Source organism: Kribbella sp. CA-245084 (assembly GCF_050942355.1).
Lineage (GTDB): Bacteria > Actinomycetota > Actinomycetes > Propionibacteriales > Kribbellaceae > Kribbella.
Map to the genome: position 1 here is coordinate 8,967,891 of NZ_CP192053.1, position 19,126 is coordinate 8,987,016.

General features: G+C 67.5%; 18 protein-coding genes. 5 read left to right on the top strand and 13 right to left on the bottom strand.

The window, feature by feature from the left end:
• Positions 1-41: 41 nt before the first annotated feature.
• From ACQPYH_RS43115 to paaN, 12 genes are all read right to left on the bottom strand, one after another.
• Positions 42-290 carry a DUF6458 family protein gene (locus ACQPYH_RS43115; RefSeq protein ID WP_130442815.1) on the bottom strand — a complete coding sequence of 83 codons (249 nt, stop codon included), beginning with the start codon at positions 288-290 and terminating at the stop codon, positions 42-44.
• 67 nt (positions 291-357) lie between these two features.
• Positions 358-894 carry a DUF2231 domain-containing protein gene (locus ACQPYH_RS43120; RefSeq protein ID WP_432884059.1) on the bottom strand — a complete coding sequence of 179 codons (537 nt, stop codon included), beginning with the start codon at positions 892-894 and terminating at the stop codon, positions 358-360.
• A gap of 43 nt (positions 895-937) precedes the next feature.
• Positions 938-2,626, bottom strand: a complete 1,689-nt coding sequence (locus tag ACQPYH_RS43125; RefSeq protein WP_432884062.1) for an NHL domain-containing thioredoxin family protein — start codon at positions 2,624-2,626, stop codon at positions 938-940.
• Positions 2,627-2,753: 127 nt separating this feature from the next.
• Positions 2,754-4,295 carry a recombinase family protein gene (locus ACQPYH_RS43130; protein ID WP_432884065.1) on the bottom strand — a complete coding sequence of 514 codons (1,542 nt, stop codon included), beginning with the start codon at positions 4,293-4,295 and terminating at the stop codon, positions 2,754-2,756.
• A 115-nt stretch (positions 4,296-4,410) separates the two neighbouring features.
• Positions 4,411-6,036: a hypothetical protein gene (locus ACQPYH_RS43135; RefSeq protein WP_432884068.1), complete on the bottom strand. Its 1,626-nt coding sequence runs from the start codon at positions 6,034-6,036 to the stop codon at positions 4,411-4,413.
• 139 nt (positions 6,037-6,175) lie between these two features.
• The gene (locus ACQPYH_RS43140) at positions 6,176-7,075 is read right to left on the bottom strand and encodes a carbohydrate ABC transporter permease (protein ID WP_432884070.1); all 900 of its coding nucleotides are present in this window, start codon (positions 7,073-7,075) and stop codon (positions 6,176-6,178) included.
• Entirely contained in the window at positions 7,072-7,971 is a 900-nt protein-coding gene (locus ACQPYH_RS43145) for a carbohydrate ABC transporter permease (protein WP_432884073.1), read from the bottom strand. Before ACQPYH_RS43145 ends, ACQPYH_RS43140 begins: the two co-directional genes overlap by 4 nt.
• Before the next feature lie 43 nt (positions 7,972-8,014).
• The gene (locus ACQPYH_RS43150; protein ID WP_432884075.1) at positions 8,015-9,298 is read right to left on the bottom strand and encodes an ABC transporter substrate-binding protein; all 1,284 of its coding nucleotides are present in this window, start codon (positions 9,296-9,298) and stop codon (positions 8,015-8,017) included.
• A 199-nt stretch (positions 9,299-9,497) separates the two neighbouring features.
• Positions 9,498-10,529, bottom strand: a complete 1,032-nt coding sequence (locus tag ACQPYH_RS43155) for a zinc-dependent alcohol dehydrogenase family protein (protein WP_432884078.1) — start codon at positions 10,527-10,529, stop codon at positions 9,498-9,500.
• A gap of 10 nt (positions 10,530-10,539) precedes the next feature.
• Positions 10,540-11,058 (bottom strand): flavin reductase family protein, encoded by a 519-nt coding sequence (locus ACQPYH_RS43160; RefSeq protein WP_432884080.1) that lies wholly within the window; start codon positions 11,056-11,058, stop codon positions 10,540-10,542.
• Positions 11,055-12,440 carry a serine hydrolase domain-containing protein gene (locus ACQPYH_RS43165; RefSeq protein WP_432884083.1) on the bottom strand — a complete coding sequence of 462 codons (1,386 nt, stop codon included), beginning with the start codon at positions 12,438-12,440 and terminating at the stop codon, positions 11,055-11,057. Before ACQPYH_RS43165 ends, ACQPYH_RS43160 begins: the two co-directional genes overlap by 4 nt.
• Positions 12,433-14,100 carry a phenylacetic acid degradation protein PaaN gene (gene paaN / locus ACQPYH_RS43170; protein ID WP_432884086.1) on the bottom strand — a complete coding sequence of 556 codons (1,668 nt, stop codon included), beginning with the start codon at positions 14,098-14,100 and terminating at the stop codon, positions 12,433-12,435. Before paaN ends, ACQPYH_RS43165 begins: the two co-directional genes overlap by 8 nt.
• A 74-nt stretch (positions 14,101-14,174) precedes the next feature.
• On the opposite strand from paaN, the gene paaI reads away from it, so the two are divergent.
• Genes paaI through paaK form a run of 3 tightly spaced genes read left to right on the top strand, consistent with a single transcriptional unit; the run spans position 14,175 to position 17,101 of the window.
• Positions 14,175-14,594 (top strand): hydroxyphenylacetyl-CoA thioesterase PaaI, encoded by a 420-nt coding sequence (gene paaI / locus ACQPYH_RS43175; RefSeq protein WP_130442835.1) that lies wholly within the window; start codon positions 14,175-14,177, stop codon positions 14,592-14,594.
• Entirely contained in the window at positions 14,591-15,793 is a 1,203-nt protein-coding gene (gene pcaF / locus ACQPYH_RS43180; protein ID WP_432884088.1) for a 3-oxoadipyl-CoA thiolase, read from the top strand. The genes paaI and pcaF overlap by 4 nt, the downstream gene beginning before the upstream one ends.
• Before the next feature lie 9 nt (positions 15,794-15,802).
• Positions 15,803-17,101, top strand: coding sequence for a phenylacetate--CoA ligase PaaK (gene paaK / locus ACQPYH_RS43185; RefSeq protein WP_432884091.1), 1,299 nt, complete (start codon positions 15,803-15,805; stop codon positions 17,099-17,101).
• On the opposite strand, the gene ACQPYH_RS43190 is transcribed toward paaK, so the two are convergent.
• Positions 17,098-17,781: a hypothetical protein gene (locus ACQPYH_RS43190; RefSeq protein WP_432884093.1), complete on the bottom strand. Its 684-nt coding sequence runs from the start codon at positions 17,779-17,781 to the stop codon at positions 17,098-17,100. The two genes, paaK and ACQPYH_RS43190, sit on opposite strands and share 4 nt — an antisense overlap.
• Before the next feature lie 268 nt (positions 17,782-18,049).
• Here ACQPYH_RS43190 and ACQPYH_RS43195 point away from each other — a divergent pair, with 268 nt between their 5' ends.
• Together ACQPYH_RS43195 and ACQPYH_RS43200 are read left to right on the top strand one after the other, a co-directional pair.
• Positions 18,050-18,583, top strand: coding sequence for a DinB family protein (locus ACQPYH_RS43195; RefSeq protein ID WP_432884095.1), 534 nt, complete (start codon positions 18,050-18,052; stop codon positions 18,581-18,583).
• Entirely contained in the window at positions 18,580-19,098 is a 519-nt protein-coding gene (locus ACQPYH_RS43200) for a DinB family protein (RefSeq protein WP_432884098.1), read from the top strand. Before ACQPYH_RS43195 ends, ACQPYH_RS43200 begins: the two co-directional genes overlap by 4 nt.
• The last annotated feature ends 28 nt before the right edge of the window (positions 19,099-19,126 follow it).

Sequence of the window (19,126 nt, forward strand, 5' to 3'; positions counted from 1 at the left end):
GCTGTCCCTGAGCGTTCCTCAGGGATGCTCGGGAACCCCGCCTACTCCTTGATGTCGCGGTGGTGTTCCTCGACGACGCGGTATTCCTCTTCGACGGCCGGGTCGATGGCGTCGGTGGCCACGCGGCGGCGGCGGTTGGTGATGTAGAAGGACAGCAGGATGCCGGCCAGGCCGGCCAGCAGCAGGATGTAGCCGACCACCTGCAGGTTCACGGCGTCCCACGTGTCGCGGACAGCGAACGCGAGCACGGCACCGACCACCATCAGAAAGATCCCCACACCGATGCTCATCCGAGCGCCTCCCAGTGAGTCGTCCTACATCGTCAAAGCTACCTCTCTGTACCCACGCACCAAACAGCTAACTGATGGAAGGCCGGCGAGCGGTTCCCCGGTGCAGGGCCAGATGCCCGCCGAGGAAGCCCGCACCCGCCATCACCAGGTTCCCAGCCATCGCCAGCTTCGTGCCCAACGCGTGCCGCCCGCGCAGACGAGCGACGAGCGAGCCGGTGAACAGGAAGATCGCCGTGTCCGCGCCGAGCGCGTGGACCGCTCCGATCCTGCGCTCCTCACCTGACAGTTCCGACCAGTCAGCCGCGCCCGCGAGAGCCGTCGGCAGGGACGCCAGCAGCCCGAACCCCGCGAGGATCGTCGCCCCGCGACGCGACTGGGACCCGCCCGCGAGGTCGAGAAGCGACGTACCGAGCCAGCACCCGGTGGTCACGTCGGTGAGCGACGGATGCAACGAATGACCGAGTACGTCGGTGTGCAGCGGACTGTCCCGCGCCCAGTCGATCAGCGGCTCGTACGCCAACTCCTGCGCGCGGGCAAGCCGCTCGGAAAGGGGGCTTTCGCCGACCGCGCGAACTGCGCGCTGCGGCAAGGATCTCGATGCCACGCTCTCAAGGTACGCTCCCGGCCATCGCCCCCGGAAGCGCTCGCTACTTGCCGCCGGAAAGCACGAGCTCGACGCGGTCAGGGCCGTCGGGCGTGACGCGGATGGGGACGCCCCAGTCCTGCCGGTGCATGTGACAGGCGGGGAACTCCACTTCGGATGCGTCGTCGCAGGATGCAGCCTGCACGGCGACGTGGAGGACGCCGGTGCCCGCGTGCGGGTCGATGACCAGGCGGCGTACGAGGTCGCTGGAGTCGCCGGCGCCCTCACGTAGAAGCGTGTCGGGGGTCGCGGACACGAGGAGACGGGTGGACGGGCCGTAGCGATCGTCGAGTTTCTGGCCGGGCGGCGGGGTGAAGACGACCTCCAGGGTGACCTCGCCGGCGGCCACATCCATCGGCGGGCGCTGGGTCTGCGTGCTGAACTCGTCCGCGGTGGCGGACGCTCCCAAGGGCACCCGGGTCAGGCGATGGGCGGCCGACTCGACGACGAGCAGTTCGTTGCCCACGACAACCGCGCCGCTGGGCTCGGCCAGACCGGTCGCCATCGTCTCGAGGACCTCGGTGCGCGGGTCATAGCGGCGTACGGCACCGTTGTAGGTGTCGGCGATCGCGATCGACCCGTCGGGGAGAACGGTCACGCCGAGCGGGTGCTGCAGCAACGCCTCGCTCGCCTTCCCGTCCCGCAGCCCGAAGTCGAACAGCCCGGTCCCGACGGCAGTGTGTACTTCGGTGTCGATCCACCGCAGCGCAGAGATCTCGGAGTCGGCCAGCCACAACCGATCGCCATCCGCCGCGAGCCCGCTGGTCTGCGCGAACCACGCCTCCGCCAGCGGCCCGTCCTTCAGCCCTTCGTTGGTCGTACCAGCGGCAACCTCAGTCACCCCGGTAAACGGGTCGAAAGTCCACAGCTGATGTACGCCGGCCATCGCGATCCACACCTTGTCGCCCCACCACGCCACGTCCCACGGCGAGCTCAGTACGTCGGTGCCGTCGCCGTCCATCCACTGCTTGCCCGTGCCAACCAACGTCCGCACGTGACCATCCGCCAACGAGATCCCCCGCAGCGCATGATTGACGGTGTCCGCGACAACCACGTCGTACCCGAGACGACCGGCGACGTCGGGCGGAAGAACCACCAGCCCGTTCGGCTCCGAGAACGACGCTTCGTCCGCGGACCCGTCCGCGAATCCACGCCGGCCGGTACCGATCCGGCGTACGACGGTGGTCGCGTCGGCGGCGAGCTCGACGATGCTGTGGTTGCCTGCGTCTGCGACGAGAAGCCCGTTGTCCAGAGCAACGACCTTCGCCGGGAAGCGGAGATCGGTGGGCTCGGCAACAGGTGCGACGTACGGCGACTTGCCGCGGGTGAGCGTGCCGGCCTGTTCGTGCTGCACGATCAGGTCGGACAGCAGCGCGTCCAGTGCGTGCGCGTGCCCCTCGCCGGAGTACTGGGCGACGATGTACCCGTTCGGATCGACCAGCACGAGCGTCGGCCAGGCGCGGGCGGTGTAGTTCTGCCAGGTGATCAGCTCCGGGTCGTCGAGCACCGGATGCCCTACCTCGTACCGCTCGACGGCAGCCCGGACCGCGGCCTCTTCGCCCTCGTGCGCGAACTTCGGCGAGTGCACGCCGACGATCACCAGCGCATCGCCGTACTTCTCCTCCAACGGCCGCAACTCGTCCAGCACGTGCAGGCAGTTGACACAGCAGAACGCCCAGAAGTCCAGCAACAAGTAACGACCTCGGAAGTCAGCGATCGAGTACGATCGGCCGCCGGTGTTCAGCCAGGACCGACCCCGAAGCTCGGGAGCACGAACGTAGGAACGGCGAAGGCCTGGGGTCGGAGCGTTGGTCACGGATCTATTGTTGCCGAACTCGCCAAGGCTCGGCCCAATTGATCACCAGCCGATCCTCCGCGACGAAGCGTGCTCCGCGTCGCCCACGTGAAACTGTGACTGTATCGATCGCAAGCTTGAGCAGATCACGACGCTCGCGAACCGTCGCGGTCGACCATCGCTCGGCGCGAAGGATCGGATCCCTCAGCCATCCAACCTGGACGGTCGGAACCGGCAGCCTGACCAAGTTGGCGTCGAGGTCGCTGATGCGGCGAGCGAGCGCCTGACGGAGTGTCAGATAGCGATCACGTTCGATGATGCGCCGGAGATGGTAGTTCTCGTCGAGCTCTGTCAGCGCCGCGTGGTCATCGGCCAATGCGGCCTGAATCGAGGCACGCTGCATGGCGGTCTCAGGGTCAGCGGCCGTCGTCAGGCGTTCGATGATGATCTGCTGCAACGGGGCCCCGTCTTCAAGAGAGTCCAGACGATGCTCCCAGATCTCCACGACGGCCTTTTCCAGCGAAGGTTGGTACACACCTCCAGGTGCGCTGCATTCCCGGCCAAGCCGCACGGACTGGCATCGGTAGGAGTTTCCTTGCTTGCTCATCCGTTCGGAGCACGCGGCACAACGCAAGAGGCCCGTCAGCAGGTATTGGCTGTCAGGCGCGCGTCGACCACGCCGTACGCCGTATTTGGAAAGCCTCGATCGCTCCGCGAAGGCGGAGACAATACGAAGTTGGTCTGATCGAGTGACCAGTGGTTCATGACCAGATGCCATGATCGACACCGATTGGCCGGTCTCGGGGTCCCTCCACGGGCGGACTACTCCGGTGTAACGGCCGTCTTCGCCTTTCAGCGTTTCTGGCAGCAGACCCGCAATCGTCGGGGAGCGGAGGAGCTGCGCAATTGATCCGACGCCCCAACTGCCCCCTCGCGGCGACGGAATGCCGCTGTCGTTGAGCCAGCGGGCGACCTCGACAAGGGACGAGCCATCGAGAACCCGATCGGCAATCTGCCTGACGACCGGCCCAGTTGCCGGATCCACGGCTAGCTGCCCGTCATGGACAACGAGGCCGTATGGCGCTGCTCCTCCGATCCAGCGCCCTTTGGCTCGCAGGTGCTGCTTGGCCGAGCGAACTCGCAGACTGAGATTTTCCGACTCGGACCTAGCGAGCGCAGCAAGCAACTCGACCAGTCGCCGGTCGGTGCTGTCCGAAGTGTCGAGACCGTCATGGACCGATACCAGCCTCCCGCCCGCCGTAGCGATCTTCTTCAACAGCCGGCCGACCTGCCCCATCCCCTGCCTCGACAACCGATCCAGCTTCCAGACCACAAGTGTTCCGACGACACCAGACGAGACCGCAGCGAGTGCCTCGGCCAGGCCTTCACGACGATCAGCACCGTCGAGATACCCCGAACGGCCACGGTCGACATGTATCCGACGGACCTTCAGCTGTTGTTGGTCGGACCAACGGCGGCAGTCAGCCTCCTGCCGCTCGATCGACGTCTGACCCTCGCGGTCCACCGAGACACGCAGGTACAGGTCGACGTATTCGTTCCTGACCATCTAGCAGCCCCCGAGGAGTCTTACCCGCGGCAATCACCGAGATCACACAGGTCTACCCGATCCAACCGACACTCTTCGTCGGCGTGATTTCACCGTCAGCCATCAGCCGTTGAGATCAGAGGGGGAGGATCAGGGTGTCGGTGAGGAGTTTGGCGGTTTTGCGGAGGGTTGCTGGGGAGGACGAGAGGTCGGTGGCGAGGGCGTAGGGGGTGAGGGTTTCGCCGGGGCCGACCAGGCGGTGGCGGTGGGCGAGGAGCCAGACGATGGCTCGGGGCCAGGTGGAGAGGCGGGCCTTGGCGAGGAGGTCGGGGGCGTCGCGGACCAGGCGTTCGGCGATGTCGAACGCGTCGGGTGCGTACGCCGTACCGAGGGTTTCGCCGGCCATCAGCCAGGCGTGCGGGGCAAGGACGGAAAGCGTGGCCGCTTGCGAGTTGTCCAGGCCGCGGAGGTCCGGTTGGGGCGGGGAACCTAGACCGGCAAGGGCTCGGTAAGCGTCTTCCAGGTCGTTGGTGGTGTCGTCGAGGAAGACTCGCTCGCCGGGCTTCGAACCGACCGGGTCGACCATCGCGGCGGCCTCCAGCGCGGGCTGCCAGACGTCGACGGCATCGACTGCCTCGTCGATCGCATCCAGCGGCAACTGCGTGCGGTCGCCCGCGAACCGGAGCCAGGCCTTCACCACAACGGGAACCGCGTCGAAATACGTGCTGTCGGCAAGGACCTTGCGAGGCAGCCAGTGTGCAAGGAAAAGCTCGACGAGCACGGCGCTGACGCGCAGCGGACCGCCGACCGTGTGGTCCACCGCGTGGTCGATCCACAGCCGAACGATGTCCGCGGCATCATCCGGCAGCGAAGGCGCGGTCTCGAGGAACTCCTCGACCAACTGATCGCGTTGACGCGGGGACAGCAGCGGCCGGATCGGTGGCCGGATCGGGCGCTCCGGCAACTGGGTCAGCCGGTTCACGAGCAGGCCGGTGAAGAACTCGAAGTCCTCGCTGACCGGCGGATCGTCGTAGTCGCGGGTCTCCCCCAGCGCCTGCAGGATGATCCCGGCCGCGGTCGAGGGCCGCACGGTCCGGATGGTCACCCGGCCGCCGCGCTGGTACGCCTCGAGCACCCGATCGACCGGCGGGCCGACGAACACGTCCTTCACGATCGCGCCGAGATTGTTGTCGATGAACACCACCACGGTGTGCGGATGCTGCTCGTCGTCGTAGTCCAAGACGACGCTCAGCCCGTCGCCGGTGATGTCCTCGGACACGATCGCGCTGGTCAGCCGGAACCCGGCGATCCGGGTCACCCACTCAGGCACCGCGTCCTGCGTGCGTAATCGGGAAACATGGGCCCGCTGCAACGGCAACCGCCCGGCCGGACCGACTGTCCGGGCCAGACTCGTCAGCAGGACGAAGGATTCGAGATCGCGCCGCTCACCGAGCACGCGCGCGGCGTCGGCCCAGAAGAACCGCTCCACCTCGCCGATCTCGTCCGGACGCCCGGCCGGCCACAGTTGATCAGCGAGCATCGAGGCCGAGCGGGCCACCGACGCCTCCGCGATCACCGGATGCAGCGCGGCCGGCACCGCGGCCAGGTCGAGGGACAGCGTTTCGAGCAGGGTCTCCAGCACGGCAACGCTCGGCGTCGTGTCGATATCGACACCCGCCGTCGGCCCGTGCGGCTCGCCCGGATCGGGGACGAGCCGTAAGTGGCTGCGCCGCCCGTCCCGTCCGCGTGGAGACTTGGTCACCTTCGTGAGATTACCGTCCGGAACCAGTCCGCCGCAGTCCCGTGCGCGCGTCCTGTGGACAACCCGGCGACCAGAGCACTTTGTGCACGCACCAACCATTCTGCGGCGCGCAGGATGGTTGGTGCGTGCTCAAAGAAGGTCAGCCCTTCAGCGCGCCGGCCATCAGGCCGCCGATGAACCAGCGGCCGAGCAGGATGTAGACGATCAGCGTCGGGAACGACGTGATCAGGGCGCCGGCCATGCTCGCGGCGTAGTCGACCTTCTGCCCGCCCGCCAGCGCGGCCAGGCCCAAGGTCACCGGGCCGTTGTTCTGCTGGGTCAGGAACAGCGCGAACAGGAAGTCGTTCCAGACCGAGGTGAACTGCCAGATCAGCGTCACCACGAAGCCGGAGATCGAGATCGGCAGGATGATCCGCAGGTACGTCTGGACCAGTCCGGCGCCGTCCACCCGGGCCGACTCGATGATCTCGTTCGGCACGATCGTGGCGTAGTAGTTCCGGAAGATCAGCGTGCAGATCGGGATGCCGTAGATGCAGTGCGCGATGATCAGCGTCGGCACGCCCCGGGTCACGTCCAGCTCGGTGAACGTCGTACGCAGCGGCAGCATCACCGCCTGGTAGGGGATGAACATCCCGAACAGGATGAACGCGAACACGATGTTCGCGCCCGGGAACCGCCAGCGGGCCAGTACGAACCCGTTGGCGGACCCGATCAGCGACGAGATGATCGCGGCCGGGATCGCCAGCGACAGCGACCGGATCATGTACGGCTGTAGGACGTCCCACGCCTTGCGCCAGGGCTCCAGCGTCCAGGTCTTCGGCAGGCTCCACTGCGACGCCGCGGTGGTGTCGCCGGAGGTCTTGAAGCTGGTGATCAGTACGACGTACACCGGGATCAGCACGAACAGCAGGAACAACAGCAGCAGGACGTACCGGATGGTCCGGCTGCGCCGGGTTGTGCCGTCGGCGGTTGCTCCGCGGCGCGGCTTCTGGCGGATCGCTGCAGCAGTGTGGCCGGTCGCGGCCTCGACGGCGGTCATTGCTCGTTCTCCTGCCGGACGGTCCACGCGAGGTACGGGATGACGAGTACTGCGACGACCGCGAGCATGACGATCCCGATCGCGGACGCCTTGGCCAGATCACTGCGTAACAGGGTGTTCCACATCAGGATGGCCGGCACCTCGGTGCGGAACTGGTTCGGCCCGGTGATCGCGTAGATCAGGTCGAACAGCTTCAGCGAGATATGGCCGAGGATGATCAGCGCGGACAGCGCGATCGGCGACAGTTGCGGGAACAGCACGTGCCGGTAGAGCTTGAACTCCGACGCACCGTCGACCCGGGCCGCCTCGCGCAGCTCCGGCGGGATCCCCCGGAAGCCGGCCAGGAACAGCGCCATGATGTAGCCCGACATCTGCCAGACCGCGGGTAGCGCGATGGACGCCATCGTCGTCCATCTACTGCCCGCGGTCCACCAGGGATTCTCCAGGAAGTGCAGGTGGAGGATCTCGAACAACCGGTTCAGTCCCCGTGCGTCCTCGCCCTGGGACGGGTTCAGCAACCAGCCCCAGACGACGCCCGAGGCGATCATCGAGATCGCCATCGGGAACAGGTAGATCGACCGGAAGACGGACTCGCCAGGCACGCCCTTTTCCAGCAGCAGTGCCCAGATCAGGCCGAAGATCAGCGTGCCCACGATGAATGCCACCGTGAGCACGCCGAGGTTCTTCAGCGAGTTTTGGAACCGTTCCTCGGTGAACAGGTGCCCGTAGTTCTCGAACCCGACGTGGTTCGCCGGGCCCTTGCGGGCGGTGTGCCGATCGGTCAGCGAGGTGTTGAAGGACCACGCGATCAGCCCGTAGACGAAGTACCCGAGCAGCAGCACGGTCGGCAGCAGCACCAGGGCACCAGGTCCCCAGGTGCGGATTCTTCCGTGCACGGTCAGTCCTCCGTCTCGTATCGGTTCCGCAACTCGCCCTGCATCAGCTCGTCTTCATCGCGGTGCCGATCGCCGACTGCAGCTTGGCGACGTCCGGGCTACCGCTGAACTGGCTCAGCGCGGACAGGATGTCGTTGTTCTGACCCAGCGTGCAGGCAGCACCGTGGGCGCAGGACGGGACGATCGTGTCCTTCTTCCAGTCGGCCATCGCACCCTGCTGGTACTTCGGGTAGTCGGCCGGGTCGGCGTCCGAGCGGGCCGGGATCGAGCCCTTCTTGGTGTTGAACGCCTTCTGGCCCTCGGCCGAACCGACGGTCTTCAGCCAGCACTTCGCGCCGTCCGGGTCCGCGCCGTTGGTCGGCAGCGTGAACGAGTCGGACAGGAACTGGAAGTCCTCACCGGTGCCCGGGGCGGGCCAGTAGGTGTACGCGGAGTCCGGGATCTTGTCGGCCAGCTGCTGCGCGGCGACCCAGTCACCCATCAGCGTGTAGCCGGCCTTGCCGGAGTTCACGTAGCCGAGCGTGTCCGGCCAGTCGGTCGCCTCGCGGTCGGTGTTGCTGAAGGTCAGCAGCGTCTTGTACTTGTTCAGCGCCGCCGTCACGTCACTGCCGGCCCAGTCCGTCTTGCCGTCCCACAGACCCTTGAACTTGTCGGCGCCCAGCTCACCCAGCAGGACGGCCTCCATCACCATCTCCTGGGCGAAGCCCTTGGAGACGGCCAGCGGGGCAGCCACACCGGCAGCCTTGAGCTTGGTGAGGTCGGCGATCCACGCGTCCACGTTGGCCGGGGCCTTGGTGGCGTCGATGTTCGCCTTCTTCAGCACCGTCGGGTTCACCCAGACCATGTTCGCCCGGTGGACGTTGGCCGGGATCGAGTAGATCTTGCCGTCGACCGTCAGGTTGTCGATCAGGTTCTGCGGGAACGCCTTGTCCAGCCCGAAGTCCTTGTACAGCTGGCTGACGTCGTCGACCTGGCCGGCGTTGATGTAGTCCTTCAGCTCCGCACCGGCGTGCGCCTGGAACGTCGACGGCGGCTTGCCCGCCTGCAGGTCGTTGGCCAGCACCTGCTTCGCGTTCGAGCCCGCGCCACCGGCAACCGCCGAGTTCACGAACTTGTAGTCCTTGCAGTCGGTGCCGAATACCGACACCAGCCCGTCCAGACCGGCCTTCTCACCACCGTCGGCCCACCAGGTGAAGACAGTGACGTCCTTGCTCGCGGACGAGTTGCCACCGCCGCCGCCGCTGTCGTCGCTGTTTCCGCAGGCGCTCACCGCGAGAAGACCCGCAGCACCCACCAGCGCCAGGGTCTTACTCAGACCACCACGCATGATTCACTCTCCGATCAGTTGATGGAGCCGCCTGTGACAACGATGCCCCCTTGACGGCCCCAACTCTGGGACGGTTACCGGCGGGTGTCAACGATCCGCGCAAGCGCGTTGCGCAGCCGTGACCCCTCGGACCTTGACAGTGTGAGAGCGCGCACATATTGACCCGTCAGGGGCCTAGTGCGCAAACCCGTTGTTCATTTCAGGGCCGCAGCAGAACCTTGATCGCGCGCCGCTCGTGCATCGCGACGTACCCGTCGGCCACGTCGGCCAGCGAGAGCTCCGAATCGAACACCTTGCCGGGGTTGATCTCCCCGGTCAGTACGTCGGTCATCAGGTCCGGCAGGTACGCGCGGCACGGCGCAGCACCGCCCGCGAGCCCGATGTTGTTCCTGAACATCCTGCTGATCGGCACCTCGACCCCGTGCGGTACGCCGACGAACCCGACCGTGGCCCCGGCCCGGGCGACGTCGAACGCGGTCGTCATCGACTGCGCGGTGCCGACACATTCCAGCACCGCGTCTGCCCCGACACCCTTCGTCAGTTCGAGTACGGCGTCCTTCGCCGCGTCACCGCGTTCGGAAATGATGTCCGTGGCACCGAATTCCTTCGCCAACTTCTGACGGGGCTCATGCCGCGACAAGGCAACGATCCGCTCCGCACCCATCCGCGAAGCCGCGAGTACGCCGCAGAGCCCGACCGCGCCGTCGCCCACGACAACTACCGTGTCACCGGCCTTCACCCGCGCAGATCGCGCCGCGTGCCAGCCGGTGCCCATCACGTCGGACAGCGTGAGCAGGGACGGTACGAGCGAGTCGTCGGGCACCTCGGGCGTCGCGACGAGCGTGCCGTCGGCGTACGGGAGCCGCACGTACTCGCCCTGGCCGCCGTCAGCCTTGCCCTGGCCGTAGCCGATCATGTTCTGGCAGGCGGTCTGGTAGCCGGCCAGACAGTTCGGGCAGGTGCCGTCGCTCACCACGAACGGCGCGACCACGAAGTCGCCCGGCTTGACCGTGCGGACGTCCGCGCCGACCTCCTGGACGATGCCGACGAACTCGTGCCCGATCGGCCGCGGCTGCTTCACCGGCGGCTCACCGCGGTACGGCCACAGGTCGGACCCACAGATGCATGAGGCAACGACCTTGACCACCGCATCACCCGGCCCCTCGATCTTCGGGTCCGGAAGCTCTTCCAGCCGTACGTCGAACGGCGCATGAATCACAGTGGCACGCATACGGCACACATTAGATCGTCGTGTACCGGCCCCGGCGATGGACCAGGGCAGGGACCTCGTCGGCGGTGAGCTCCACGTGGACGATCTCCAGCTGCACCTGCAGACCCCAGCCGACCTCGGGCGGATCCTGGTCGACCAGCGTGCAGCCGGCCCAGGTGCTGACGCCGACCGGCGCCGGCCCCCAGGCGGTGTCCGTCCAGTCGATCAACCGGAACGGTCCGCCCGGGGCCGGTGCGACGTACCCGAAGGCGTCGGCCAGCTGCTGGTGGGGCGCGCCGAGCAGCGACACCACCGCGGTCCTTGCCTCGCGCAACGTTTCCCACAGGTCCGAGTCCGGGTCGATCAGCCCGATCACGTACCCGGGCTCACCGTCGGCCACCAGCATCGACGACACCGTGAGCCCGGCCCGCTTCCCGTCGTACGCCGTCGTCCACAGCCCGACCGGTGACGGCAACCGCCCGCGAAACCGCCGTACCGGACTCCGCTCGGACTCCGGCGGGAGGAACGGGTGGTCGCCGTGAATGGTCACTTGGCCACGGTAACGCGCTCCGGGAGGGTGAACTTGTCGATCGGACGGAGGGTGAGGCCGCTGGATCCGCGCACCGACTCGACGGCGCCGCTGGCGTCGAAGGTGAAGCGATACGACTCGCCGTACGAGCCGTAGCCGTTGCCTCCGGTGACGCGCAACGTGTCGCCGTCCGCCTCGAGCTCCTGGGGCTCCTCGGCCGGGTTCGGGCCGGAGGGGTCGGTCGCGTAGAGGCGGCCGCCGAGCAGGATGAAGTCGGTCACACCCCACAGGTTCGCGAACCGGCCGGTGAACCTGGTCAAGCCCGCCTCCTCCGCCCGGTCCTTCGAGTCGGCCAGGCTGAGGAGCCGCAGGATGCCCTCGGCGAGCTGCGACGCCGGACCGTCGATCGCGTTGGTCAGCACCGAGACCACGAGCCGGCGTTCGGGGTCGACGAGGGTCCTGGTGATGTGACCCGGATACCCGCCGCCGTGGCCGAACACCTCCTGGTCGCCGACCTTGTTCACCCCGATGCCGAGGCCGTACTGCGACTTGTCGTCCGCGCCGGTGGTCCACAGCGGGTGCTGCATCTCGCGCTTGGACTTGTCCGTGAGCAAGCGGTCGTCGCCGGGCAGGTGCGCGGAGAAGTACGTGACCAGGTCGCGGGCGTTGCCGAAGAACCCTGTCGCCGATGCCAGCGCGCGGGTGTCGATGTGCTCGATCGGCACGCGCGCGTCGGCGTACGCCAGCGCGCTGTAGCCGGCGGCGTACTCCGTCAGCCGGGCCGGATCGAGCTCCGGACCGAGCGCGGTGAGCCCGAGCTTGTCGACGATCGCGGTCTGGACGTAGGTGTTGTACGGCGTACCGGACGCCGCCTCGATGACGAGACCGAGCAGGCCGTAGCCGATGTTCGAGTACTTGAAGCGGTCGTTCTCCGGGATCACGGCCGAGGACTCGCTTCGCAGTACCTCGAGCAGCTCGTCGCGATCCGGGAAGCTCGCGGACAGCTGCCACCAGTCGGCGTCGAGGCCGTCCCGGGTGACACCGCCCGCGTGCGCCAGGAGCTCGCGGACCGTCCGCTGGCCGAGCGGCGTACCGACGATCTCGGTGACGTGCTGCTCGACCTTGTCGTCCAGCCGCAACCGGCCCTGCTCGACCAGCTGGAACACGGCCGTCGCGGTGAACGTCTTCGAATGCGAAGCGATCCGGAAGAGGTGCTGCTCGGTCAGCGGTACGTCGTTCTCCACGTCTGCGAGCCCGTATGCCGCCGAGAACGCGATCGCGCCCCCGGCGTACACCGCGACCTGGATGCCCGGCACCCGCTGATAACGCTGGTTGAACGCCAGCCAGCTGTCGTAGTAAGCGAGTGCTTCGGTCAGGCTCGTGGAATCCAGCGCATTAGACATGACGCCTAGATTGAATGACGCGGAAGCGACTCGCAACGTAGGCGCCGTCGGTGTATGTCGCGTTGGCGGCCGGGTTGGCCCCGGTGCCGTGGAAATCGCTGAAAGCAGCCGATTGATTCACGAACACCGGGCCGGTCAGGTTCTCGGACAGAGCGACGCCCGCGTCGAGAGCCGCGTCGCGGGCCTCGTCGAGGATCTTGCCGTCGGTCGAGTAGATGCCCGCGGTCATCGCGCCGCCCTCGGTCACAGTCGACTTGAACAGGTCGATCGACTGCGCTGTGTCCGCGGTCTTGACCAGGAACGAGACCGGCCCGAAGCACTCCCGCCGGTACACGTCGGCGTCCTCGGCGTCGATCGCCACCAGCAGCGGCGTCCGTACGACGGCGTCCGGGAAGGCCGGGTGCTCGATCGCGCGCGACTCCAGCACCACGTCGCCGTACTCCGGGGCGAGCTCGAGGCGACTGATCACGGCTTGGTTCACGATGCCGCCGAGGATCTCGACCGCGCGGGCGTCATCGCCGAGCAGCTTGCTGATCCCGGTCGCGATGCCCTGGCCGACCTCGTCGAAGGACTTGTGGCCCTCGTCGGTCTCGATCCCGCCGGCCGGGATGAACAGGTTCTGGGTGGTGGTGCACATCTGGCCGGAGTACAGGCTCAGGGTGAAGGCGAGGTTGTTGCACAGCGCCTTGAAGGAGTCGGTGGAGTCGATGATCACCGCGTTCACGCCGGCCTTCTCGGTGAAGACGGTCGCCTGGGTCGCGTTCTGCTCGAGCCACTCGCCGAACTCGCTGCCGCCGGTGAAGTCGATCAGCTTCACCTCGGGCCGCTGCGCCAGCGGCTTGGCCAGGCCGTCGCCGGCCCGCTCGGTGGCCAGGGTGACCAGGTTCGGGTCGAATCCGGCCTCGGCGAGCACCTCGCGGCAGACGTCGACGGTGATCGCGAGCGGCAGGACGGCCAGCGGGTGCGGCTTCACGACGACCGCGTTGCCGGTGACCAGGGACGCGAACAGGCCGGGCCAGGAGTTCCAGGTCGGGAACGTGTTGCAGCCGATCACCAGCGCGACGCCGCGGCCGGTGACGGTGAACGTCTTCTCCATCCGGATCGGGTCGCCCTTGGCCGGCTTCTCCCAGGTCGCGGTGGCCGGGTAACGGCGCATCTCCTCGTGCGCGTAGGCGACCGCCTCGAGCGCACGGTCCAGCGCGTGGGCGCCACCGGCCTGGAACGCCATCACGAACGCCTGCCCGCTGGTGTGCTGGACCGCGTTGGCCAGCTCGAACACCCGCTTGTGCAGCCGATCGAGGATCTCCAGCACCACGCCGGTACGCCCGTCGATCCCGGCCCGGCGCCAGTCCGCGAGCCCCTGCTGGGCGGCGGTCAGCAGCTCGTCCAGGCCTTCCTCGACGACGCGCGGGTACGCGACGTCCATCGGGATCCCGAACGGCGACTGCTCGGTGACGACCGTTCCGCGCGCACCGGGGATGTCCAGCTCGTAGGTCTTGGCCAGATGCGCCTCGAACGCCGTCTTGCCGTCGGCCGCCGCGTTCTCGCCGTACACCCGGGGGCTCGGCGACTCGGGGAACGCGGAGTGGTAGCCGCGGCTGCGGATCGCGGTCAGAGCCGCGTCGAGTCGGTCACGATGAGCGGCGAGCAGATCGGTCATGACTGCGATGTTACAGTCGTGGGCGCAACCGGGACTAGAGTGTCATAAACCTTCTTCTCGATGGGGCAGGTCGGATGGACTTGGCAGCCAGGGTGGCCGCGGCGATGTGGGCGGAGGACACCGCCAGCGCCGGGCTCGGCATGCGACTGCTGGCGGTCGGCGAGGGTACGGCACGGCTCGAGATGAGCGTGCGCGACGACATGGTCAACGGGCACGGGATCGCGCATGGTGGATTCGTGTTCAGTCTGGCCGACTCGGCGTTCGCGTTCGCCTGCAACTCGCGCAACCAGGTGACGGTCGCGCAGGCCTGCGACATCGTCTTCGTCGCGCCGGCCCGCCGCGGCGATCTGCTGGTCGCCGAGGCGCAGGAGCGGACCGCGTTCGGCCGCAACGCGATCTACGACGTGACGGTCACCCGCGGCGACGAGGTGATCGCCGAGTTCCGCGGCCGCAGCCGCCAACTGTCCGGCACCATTCTCGAGGAGCAGTCATGAGTCGCGAAGCGTTCCTGGTCGACGGCGTCCGGACCCCGATCGGGCGGTACGGCGGTGCGCTGGCCGCCGTACGACCCGACGACCTCGCGGCGAACGTGATCTCGTCGCTGGTGAACCGGACCGCGCTCGACCCGGCGCTGATCGACGACGTGATCCTCGGCTGCGCGAACCAGGCCGGCGAGGACAACCGCAACATCGCCCGGATGGCGGTGCTGCTCTCGGGCCTGCCGGACTCGGTGCCCGGTACGACGATCAACCGGCTGTGCGGATCCGGGCTGGACGCGGTCGCGTCCGCGGCCCGGTCGATCATTGCCGGGGACAACGACATCGTCGTCGCGGGTGGAGTCGAGTCGATGTCGCGGGCGCCGTTTGTGATGCCCAAGGCAACGACCGCGTTCTCCCGGCAGGCGGAGATCTTCGACACGACGATCGGGTGGCGGTTCGTGAATCCCGCACTGCAGGCGCAGTACGGGATCGACTCGATGCCGGAGACGGCGGAGAACGTCGCGGCCGAGTTCTCGATCTCTCGTGCGGACCAGGATCTGTTCGCGTTGCGGTCCCAGCAGCGAGCGGCCAAGGCGCAGGCGAACGGGCGGTTGTCCGAAGAGATCGTTGCTGTTGATGTGCCGGGGAAGCGTGGGGCTGTCACCGTGGTCGATGCCGATGAGCATCCGCGGGAGACGTCGCTCGAAGCTCTTGCCGGTTTGAAGACTCCGTTTCGATCGCCGGGGACGGTGACGGCGGGAAACGCGTCTGGGGTGAATGACGGCGCTGCTGCTCTGCTCGTGATGAGCGGGGAGGCGGTGGAACGCTTCGGGATGAATCCGTTGGCTCGGGTGGTCGGGACGGCCGCGGCCGGCGTACCGCCTCGGATCATGGGGATCGGGCCGGCGCCGGCGACGCGGAAGCTGCTCGATCGCACCGGGGTCGCGCTGTCCGACATCGACGTGATCGAGCTGAACGAGGCGTTCGCGTCCCAGTCCCTCGCCGTACTGCGGCAGCTCGGCCTGCCCGACGACGCCGAGCACGTCAACCCGAACGGCGGCGCGATCGCCCTCGGCCACCCGCTCGGGATGTCGGGGGCACGGTTGGCGTTGACCGCGGCGCTGGAGCTTCGCCACCGCGACGCCCGGTACGCGCTGGCCACCATGTGCATCGGTGTCGGACAGGGCATCGCGACCCTGCTCACTCGTCCTTAGGGGTTCTCCATGCTCGGTGAGGCTTGTCCTTCGGAGTTGCAGGACGCCGGCGAACGGCTGTCCGTCGACGAACTCCGCGCCCGCCAGTTATCGTTGCTACAGGCAACCGTGCAGCGGGCTTACTCGCAGGTGCCACATTATCGGGCCGCGTTGGACAGCGTTGGCTTCAAGCCGGGCGATCTCCAGTCGCTGGCGGATCTGAGCCGGCTGCCGTTCACGGCGAAGAAGGATCTGCGCGACAACTATCCGTTCGGCATGTTCGCCGTACCGCGGACCGAGGTGGCGCGGGTGCATGCGTCGTCCGGTACGACGGGCCGGCCGACGGTGGTCGGGTACACGAAGCGCGACCTCGACAACTGGGCCGACCTGATGGCGCGATCGATCCGCGCTGCCGGTGGCCGGGCGGGCGATGTCTGCCATGTTGCCTACGGCTACGGTCTGTTCACCGGCGGGCTCGGCGCGCACTACGGAGCCGAACGGCTGGGATGCACCGTCGTACCCGTCTCCGGCGGCATGACCGAGCGCCAGGTCGACCTGATCCGCGACTTCGGCGCGCGCATCATCATGGTCACGCCGTCGTACTTCCTCTCGATCGTCGACGAGATGTCCGCGCGCGGCCTTGACCCACGCGACACCTCGCTGCGGATCGGCATCTTCGGCGCCGAACCCTGGACCGAAGCCATGCGGACCGAGGTCGAGGAACGCACCGGCATCCACGCCGTCGACATCTACGGTCTGTCGGAGGTCATGGGCCCGGGCGTCGCCCAAGAGTGCGTAGAGACCAAGGACGGCCTGCACATCTGGGAAGACCACTTCTACCCCGAGATCATCGACCCGGTCACCGGCGAGGTCCTCCCCGACGGCTCCGAAGGCGAACTGGTCTTCACCACCCTCACCAAGGAGGCCTTCCCCGTCCTCCGCTACCGCACCAGAGACCTGACCCGCCTCCTCCCCGGCACCGCCCGCCCCGGCCTCCGCCGCATGCAGAAGATCACCGGCCGCACCGACGACATGATGATCGTCCGAGGAGTAAACGTCTTCCCCACCCAGATCGAGGAACAAATCCTCTTGGTCCCCGGCCTGACCCCGCACTACCTCTGCGTCCTGACCCGCCCCGGCCGCCTGGACGAACTAACCGTCCAGGTAGAAGCCGCTCCTGACCTAGCGGACTACACCCCCGTCGCAAGCACCCTCGCCCGCCGCATCAAAGACCGCGTTGGCGTCACGGCAGCAGTAGAGGTCGTCCCACCCCACGCCCTGGAACGCTCCCTGGGCAAGGCGAAACGCATCCGCGACGACCGCGGTTAGAGCAGAGACTCGGTCTGCGTTTCCAGGTGGCGGGCTTTGCGGAAGGCGGGTGGGCGGATGTGGGGGCGGACCAGGGCCTCTACCTCGAAGTCCTCCAGGTTGAACTTGGTGGCGATCTCGCGGTACGGCGCGCCGGTGCGGACCTCGGTGATGACGTCCTCGACGTGGACGTCCTCGACCATCGGGCGGCCGTACGAGCGGGCGGGGTCCACGATCACGTCGATGTCGTGGTAGATCACCAGCCGGAGCGTTGCGGCGTACCCGTCGTCGGACCAACCGATCGCGGCCGATCCACGCCGCAGTACGCCGGGGAAGCCGCCCTGGCTGTCGCGAATGCGCTCCCAGCCGGCCTCGCGGCCCTCGTTCGAGATCTCGATCAGCAGGTCGCGCCCGTCGTACGCCAAACCGGACCAGGCGAGCGGGTAGTGCCGGCCGGCCCGGGAGCGGAGCTCGACCGCGGCTTCGCCGATCGCTTGCAGCGACAGACCCGACCGGCGGAGGTGCCGCAACATGTGCGTTTCGACCAGCCCGGCGAACGTGATCGTCGGCTCGCCGCGTCCACCGCTGCCGGCCTCGAGCGCACCCGAACGCAGCCAGTCGCCGAGCGTGGTGGCGGGCAGTCCGAGGTGGAGCGCGACCTCGGCACGGGTGTAGAGCGGCAGATCGAATCGTGGGTCCACGTCTCACCTCATCGCGCGGTGCGGGCGCTGTGCTGGTCCTGAGCATGCCATCCCCCGGATCTCACCTTGTGCACCCACCAACCGTTTCGCGGCCGGAAATGTGGTTGCCGGGTGCACAAGGCGGGGGTGTACGGTGCTGCTGCCGGTGGACGACACCGCCGGCGGCGGAGAGGAGGTGAGCGCGATGTCGAGTCAGACTGTCGTGCTGCCCGCCCGCCGTACCCGCGGCTGAGACCGGGTAGCTCCTCATCACCACAGGAGCATTCGAATGACCGAAGTACAGCGTCCGCCGCTGACCGCCGACGAGCGCGTCCAGCTGATCGGATGGCTTGACCTGCAACGTTCCTTCGTCCGGATGAAATGCGAAGGAATCACCGAAGAAGATGCCCACCGCAAGGTTCTCGAGACGTCACCGCTGATGACGCTGGCCGGACTGACGGCACATCTGCGCTGGAACGAGTGGTCCTGGTTCCAGCTCAACCTGATGGGCGTTCCCGACACCGGCCAGACACCGTGGACCGAGGGCGGTCACCCGGACGCCGAGATGTTCGTCGACGACGTACCGCTAGCCCAACTGCTCGACGAGTACGACGCCGAGTGCGCGCGATCCAACGAAACCATCGCCTCGCTACCGCTCGACACGGTCGAGCAAGGGCCGTACGCCGCCAAGGGTGAGGCCGCCTCGCTCCGCTATATCCTCTGCCACATGATCGAGGAGACTGCCCGCCACGTGGGACATATGGACATCATCCGAGAGCTTCTCGACCACAAGACCGGCTACACGACGATGAGCCTCGGATGAGGCCGCCGCTGACCGCCGACGAGCGGACCCAGCTGACGGGCTGGCTCGATCACCTCAGGTCACTCGTCCGGACCAAGTGCGAAGGTCTGAGCGAGACCGATGCCCACCGGCAGGTGCTGCCGACCTCGCCACTGATGACGGTCGCAGGACTCGTCGCACACCTGCGCTGGGTCGAGTACTCCTGGTTCAGCATGAACCTGCTGGGTACGCCGGACACCGGGCAGACCCCGTGGACCGAGGACGGTCACGTCGACGCCGAGATGTTCGTCGACGACGTACCGCTCGCCCAACTGCTCGACGAGTACGACGCCGAATGCGCACGGTCCAGCGAGATCGTGGCCGGCTTCGACGACCTCGGCGACGTGGAACGGGCCGAGGCGGTCCGCGACTCCGGCAAGGCGTCGGTCCGGTTCGTCCTGTGCCACCTGATCGAGGAGACCGCGCGGCACCTGGGTCACCTCGACATCATCCGGGAGCTGCTCGACGGTGCGACCGGTTACGAGAAGCTGAACTGAGCGGAGCCGGGTTGGTCTTCCGCGCGAA

What these genes read in the sequence shown, in the direction of transcription:
- ACQPYH_RS43195 (WP_432884095.1), top strand. Translation starts at nt 18,050, where the DNA reads ATGACCGAAGTACAGCGTCCGCCGCTGACCGCCGACGAGCGCGTCCAG.
- paaN (WP_432884086.1), bottom strand. Translation starts at nt 14,100, where the DNA reads ATGACCGATCTGCTCGCCGCTCATCGTGACCGACTCGACGCGGCTCTG.
- paaK (WP_432884091.1), top strand. Translation starts at nt 15,803, where the DNA reads ATGCTCGGTGAGGCTTGTCCTTCGGAGTTGCAGGACGCCGGCGAACGG.
- paaI (WP_130442835.1), top strand. Translation starts at nt 14,175, where the DNA reads ATGGACTTGGCAGCCAGGGTGGCCGCGGCGATGTGGGCGGAGGACACC.
- pcaF (WP_432884088.1), top strand. Translation starts at nt 14,591, where the DNA reads ATGAGTCGCGAAGCGTTCCTGGTCGACGGCGTCCGGACCCCGATCGGG.
- ACQPYH_RS43140 (WP_432884070.1), bottom strand. Translation starts at nt 7,075, where the DNA reads ATGACCGCCGTCGAGGCCGCGACCGGCCACACTGCTGCAGCGATCCGC.
- ACQPYH_RS43115 (WP_130442815.1), bottom strand. Translation starts at nt 290, where the DNA reads ATGAGCATCGGTGTGGGGATCTTTCTGATGGTGGTCGGTGCCGTGCTC.
- ACQPYH_RS43150 (WP_432884075.1), bottom strand. Translation starts at nt 9,298, where the DNA reads ATGCGTGGTGGTCTGAGTAAGACCCTGGCGCTGGTGGGTGCTGCGGGT.
- ACQPYH_RS43165 (WP_432884083.1), bottom strand. Translation starts at nt 12,440, where the DNA reads ATGTCTAATGCGCTGGATTCCACGAGCCTGACCGAAGCACTCGCTTAC.
- ACQPYH_RS43200 (WP_432884098.1), top strand. Translation starts at nt 18,580, where the DNA reads ATGAGGCCGCCGCTGACCGCCGACGAGCGGACCCAGCTGACGGGCTGG.
- ACQPYH_RS43130 (WP_432884065.1), bottom strand. Translation starts at nt 4,295, where the DNA reads ATGGTCAGGAACGAATACGTCGACCTGTACCTGCGTGTCTCGGTGGAC.
- ACQPYH_RS43155 (WP_432884078.1), bottom strand. Translation starts at nt 10,529, where the DNA reads ATGCGTGCCACTGTGATTCATGCGCCGTTCGACGTACGGCTGGAAGAG.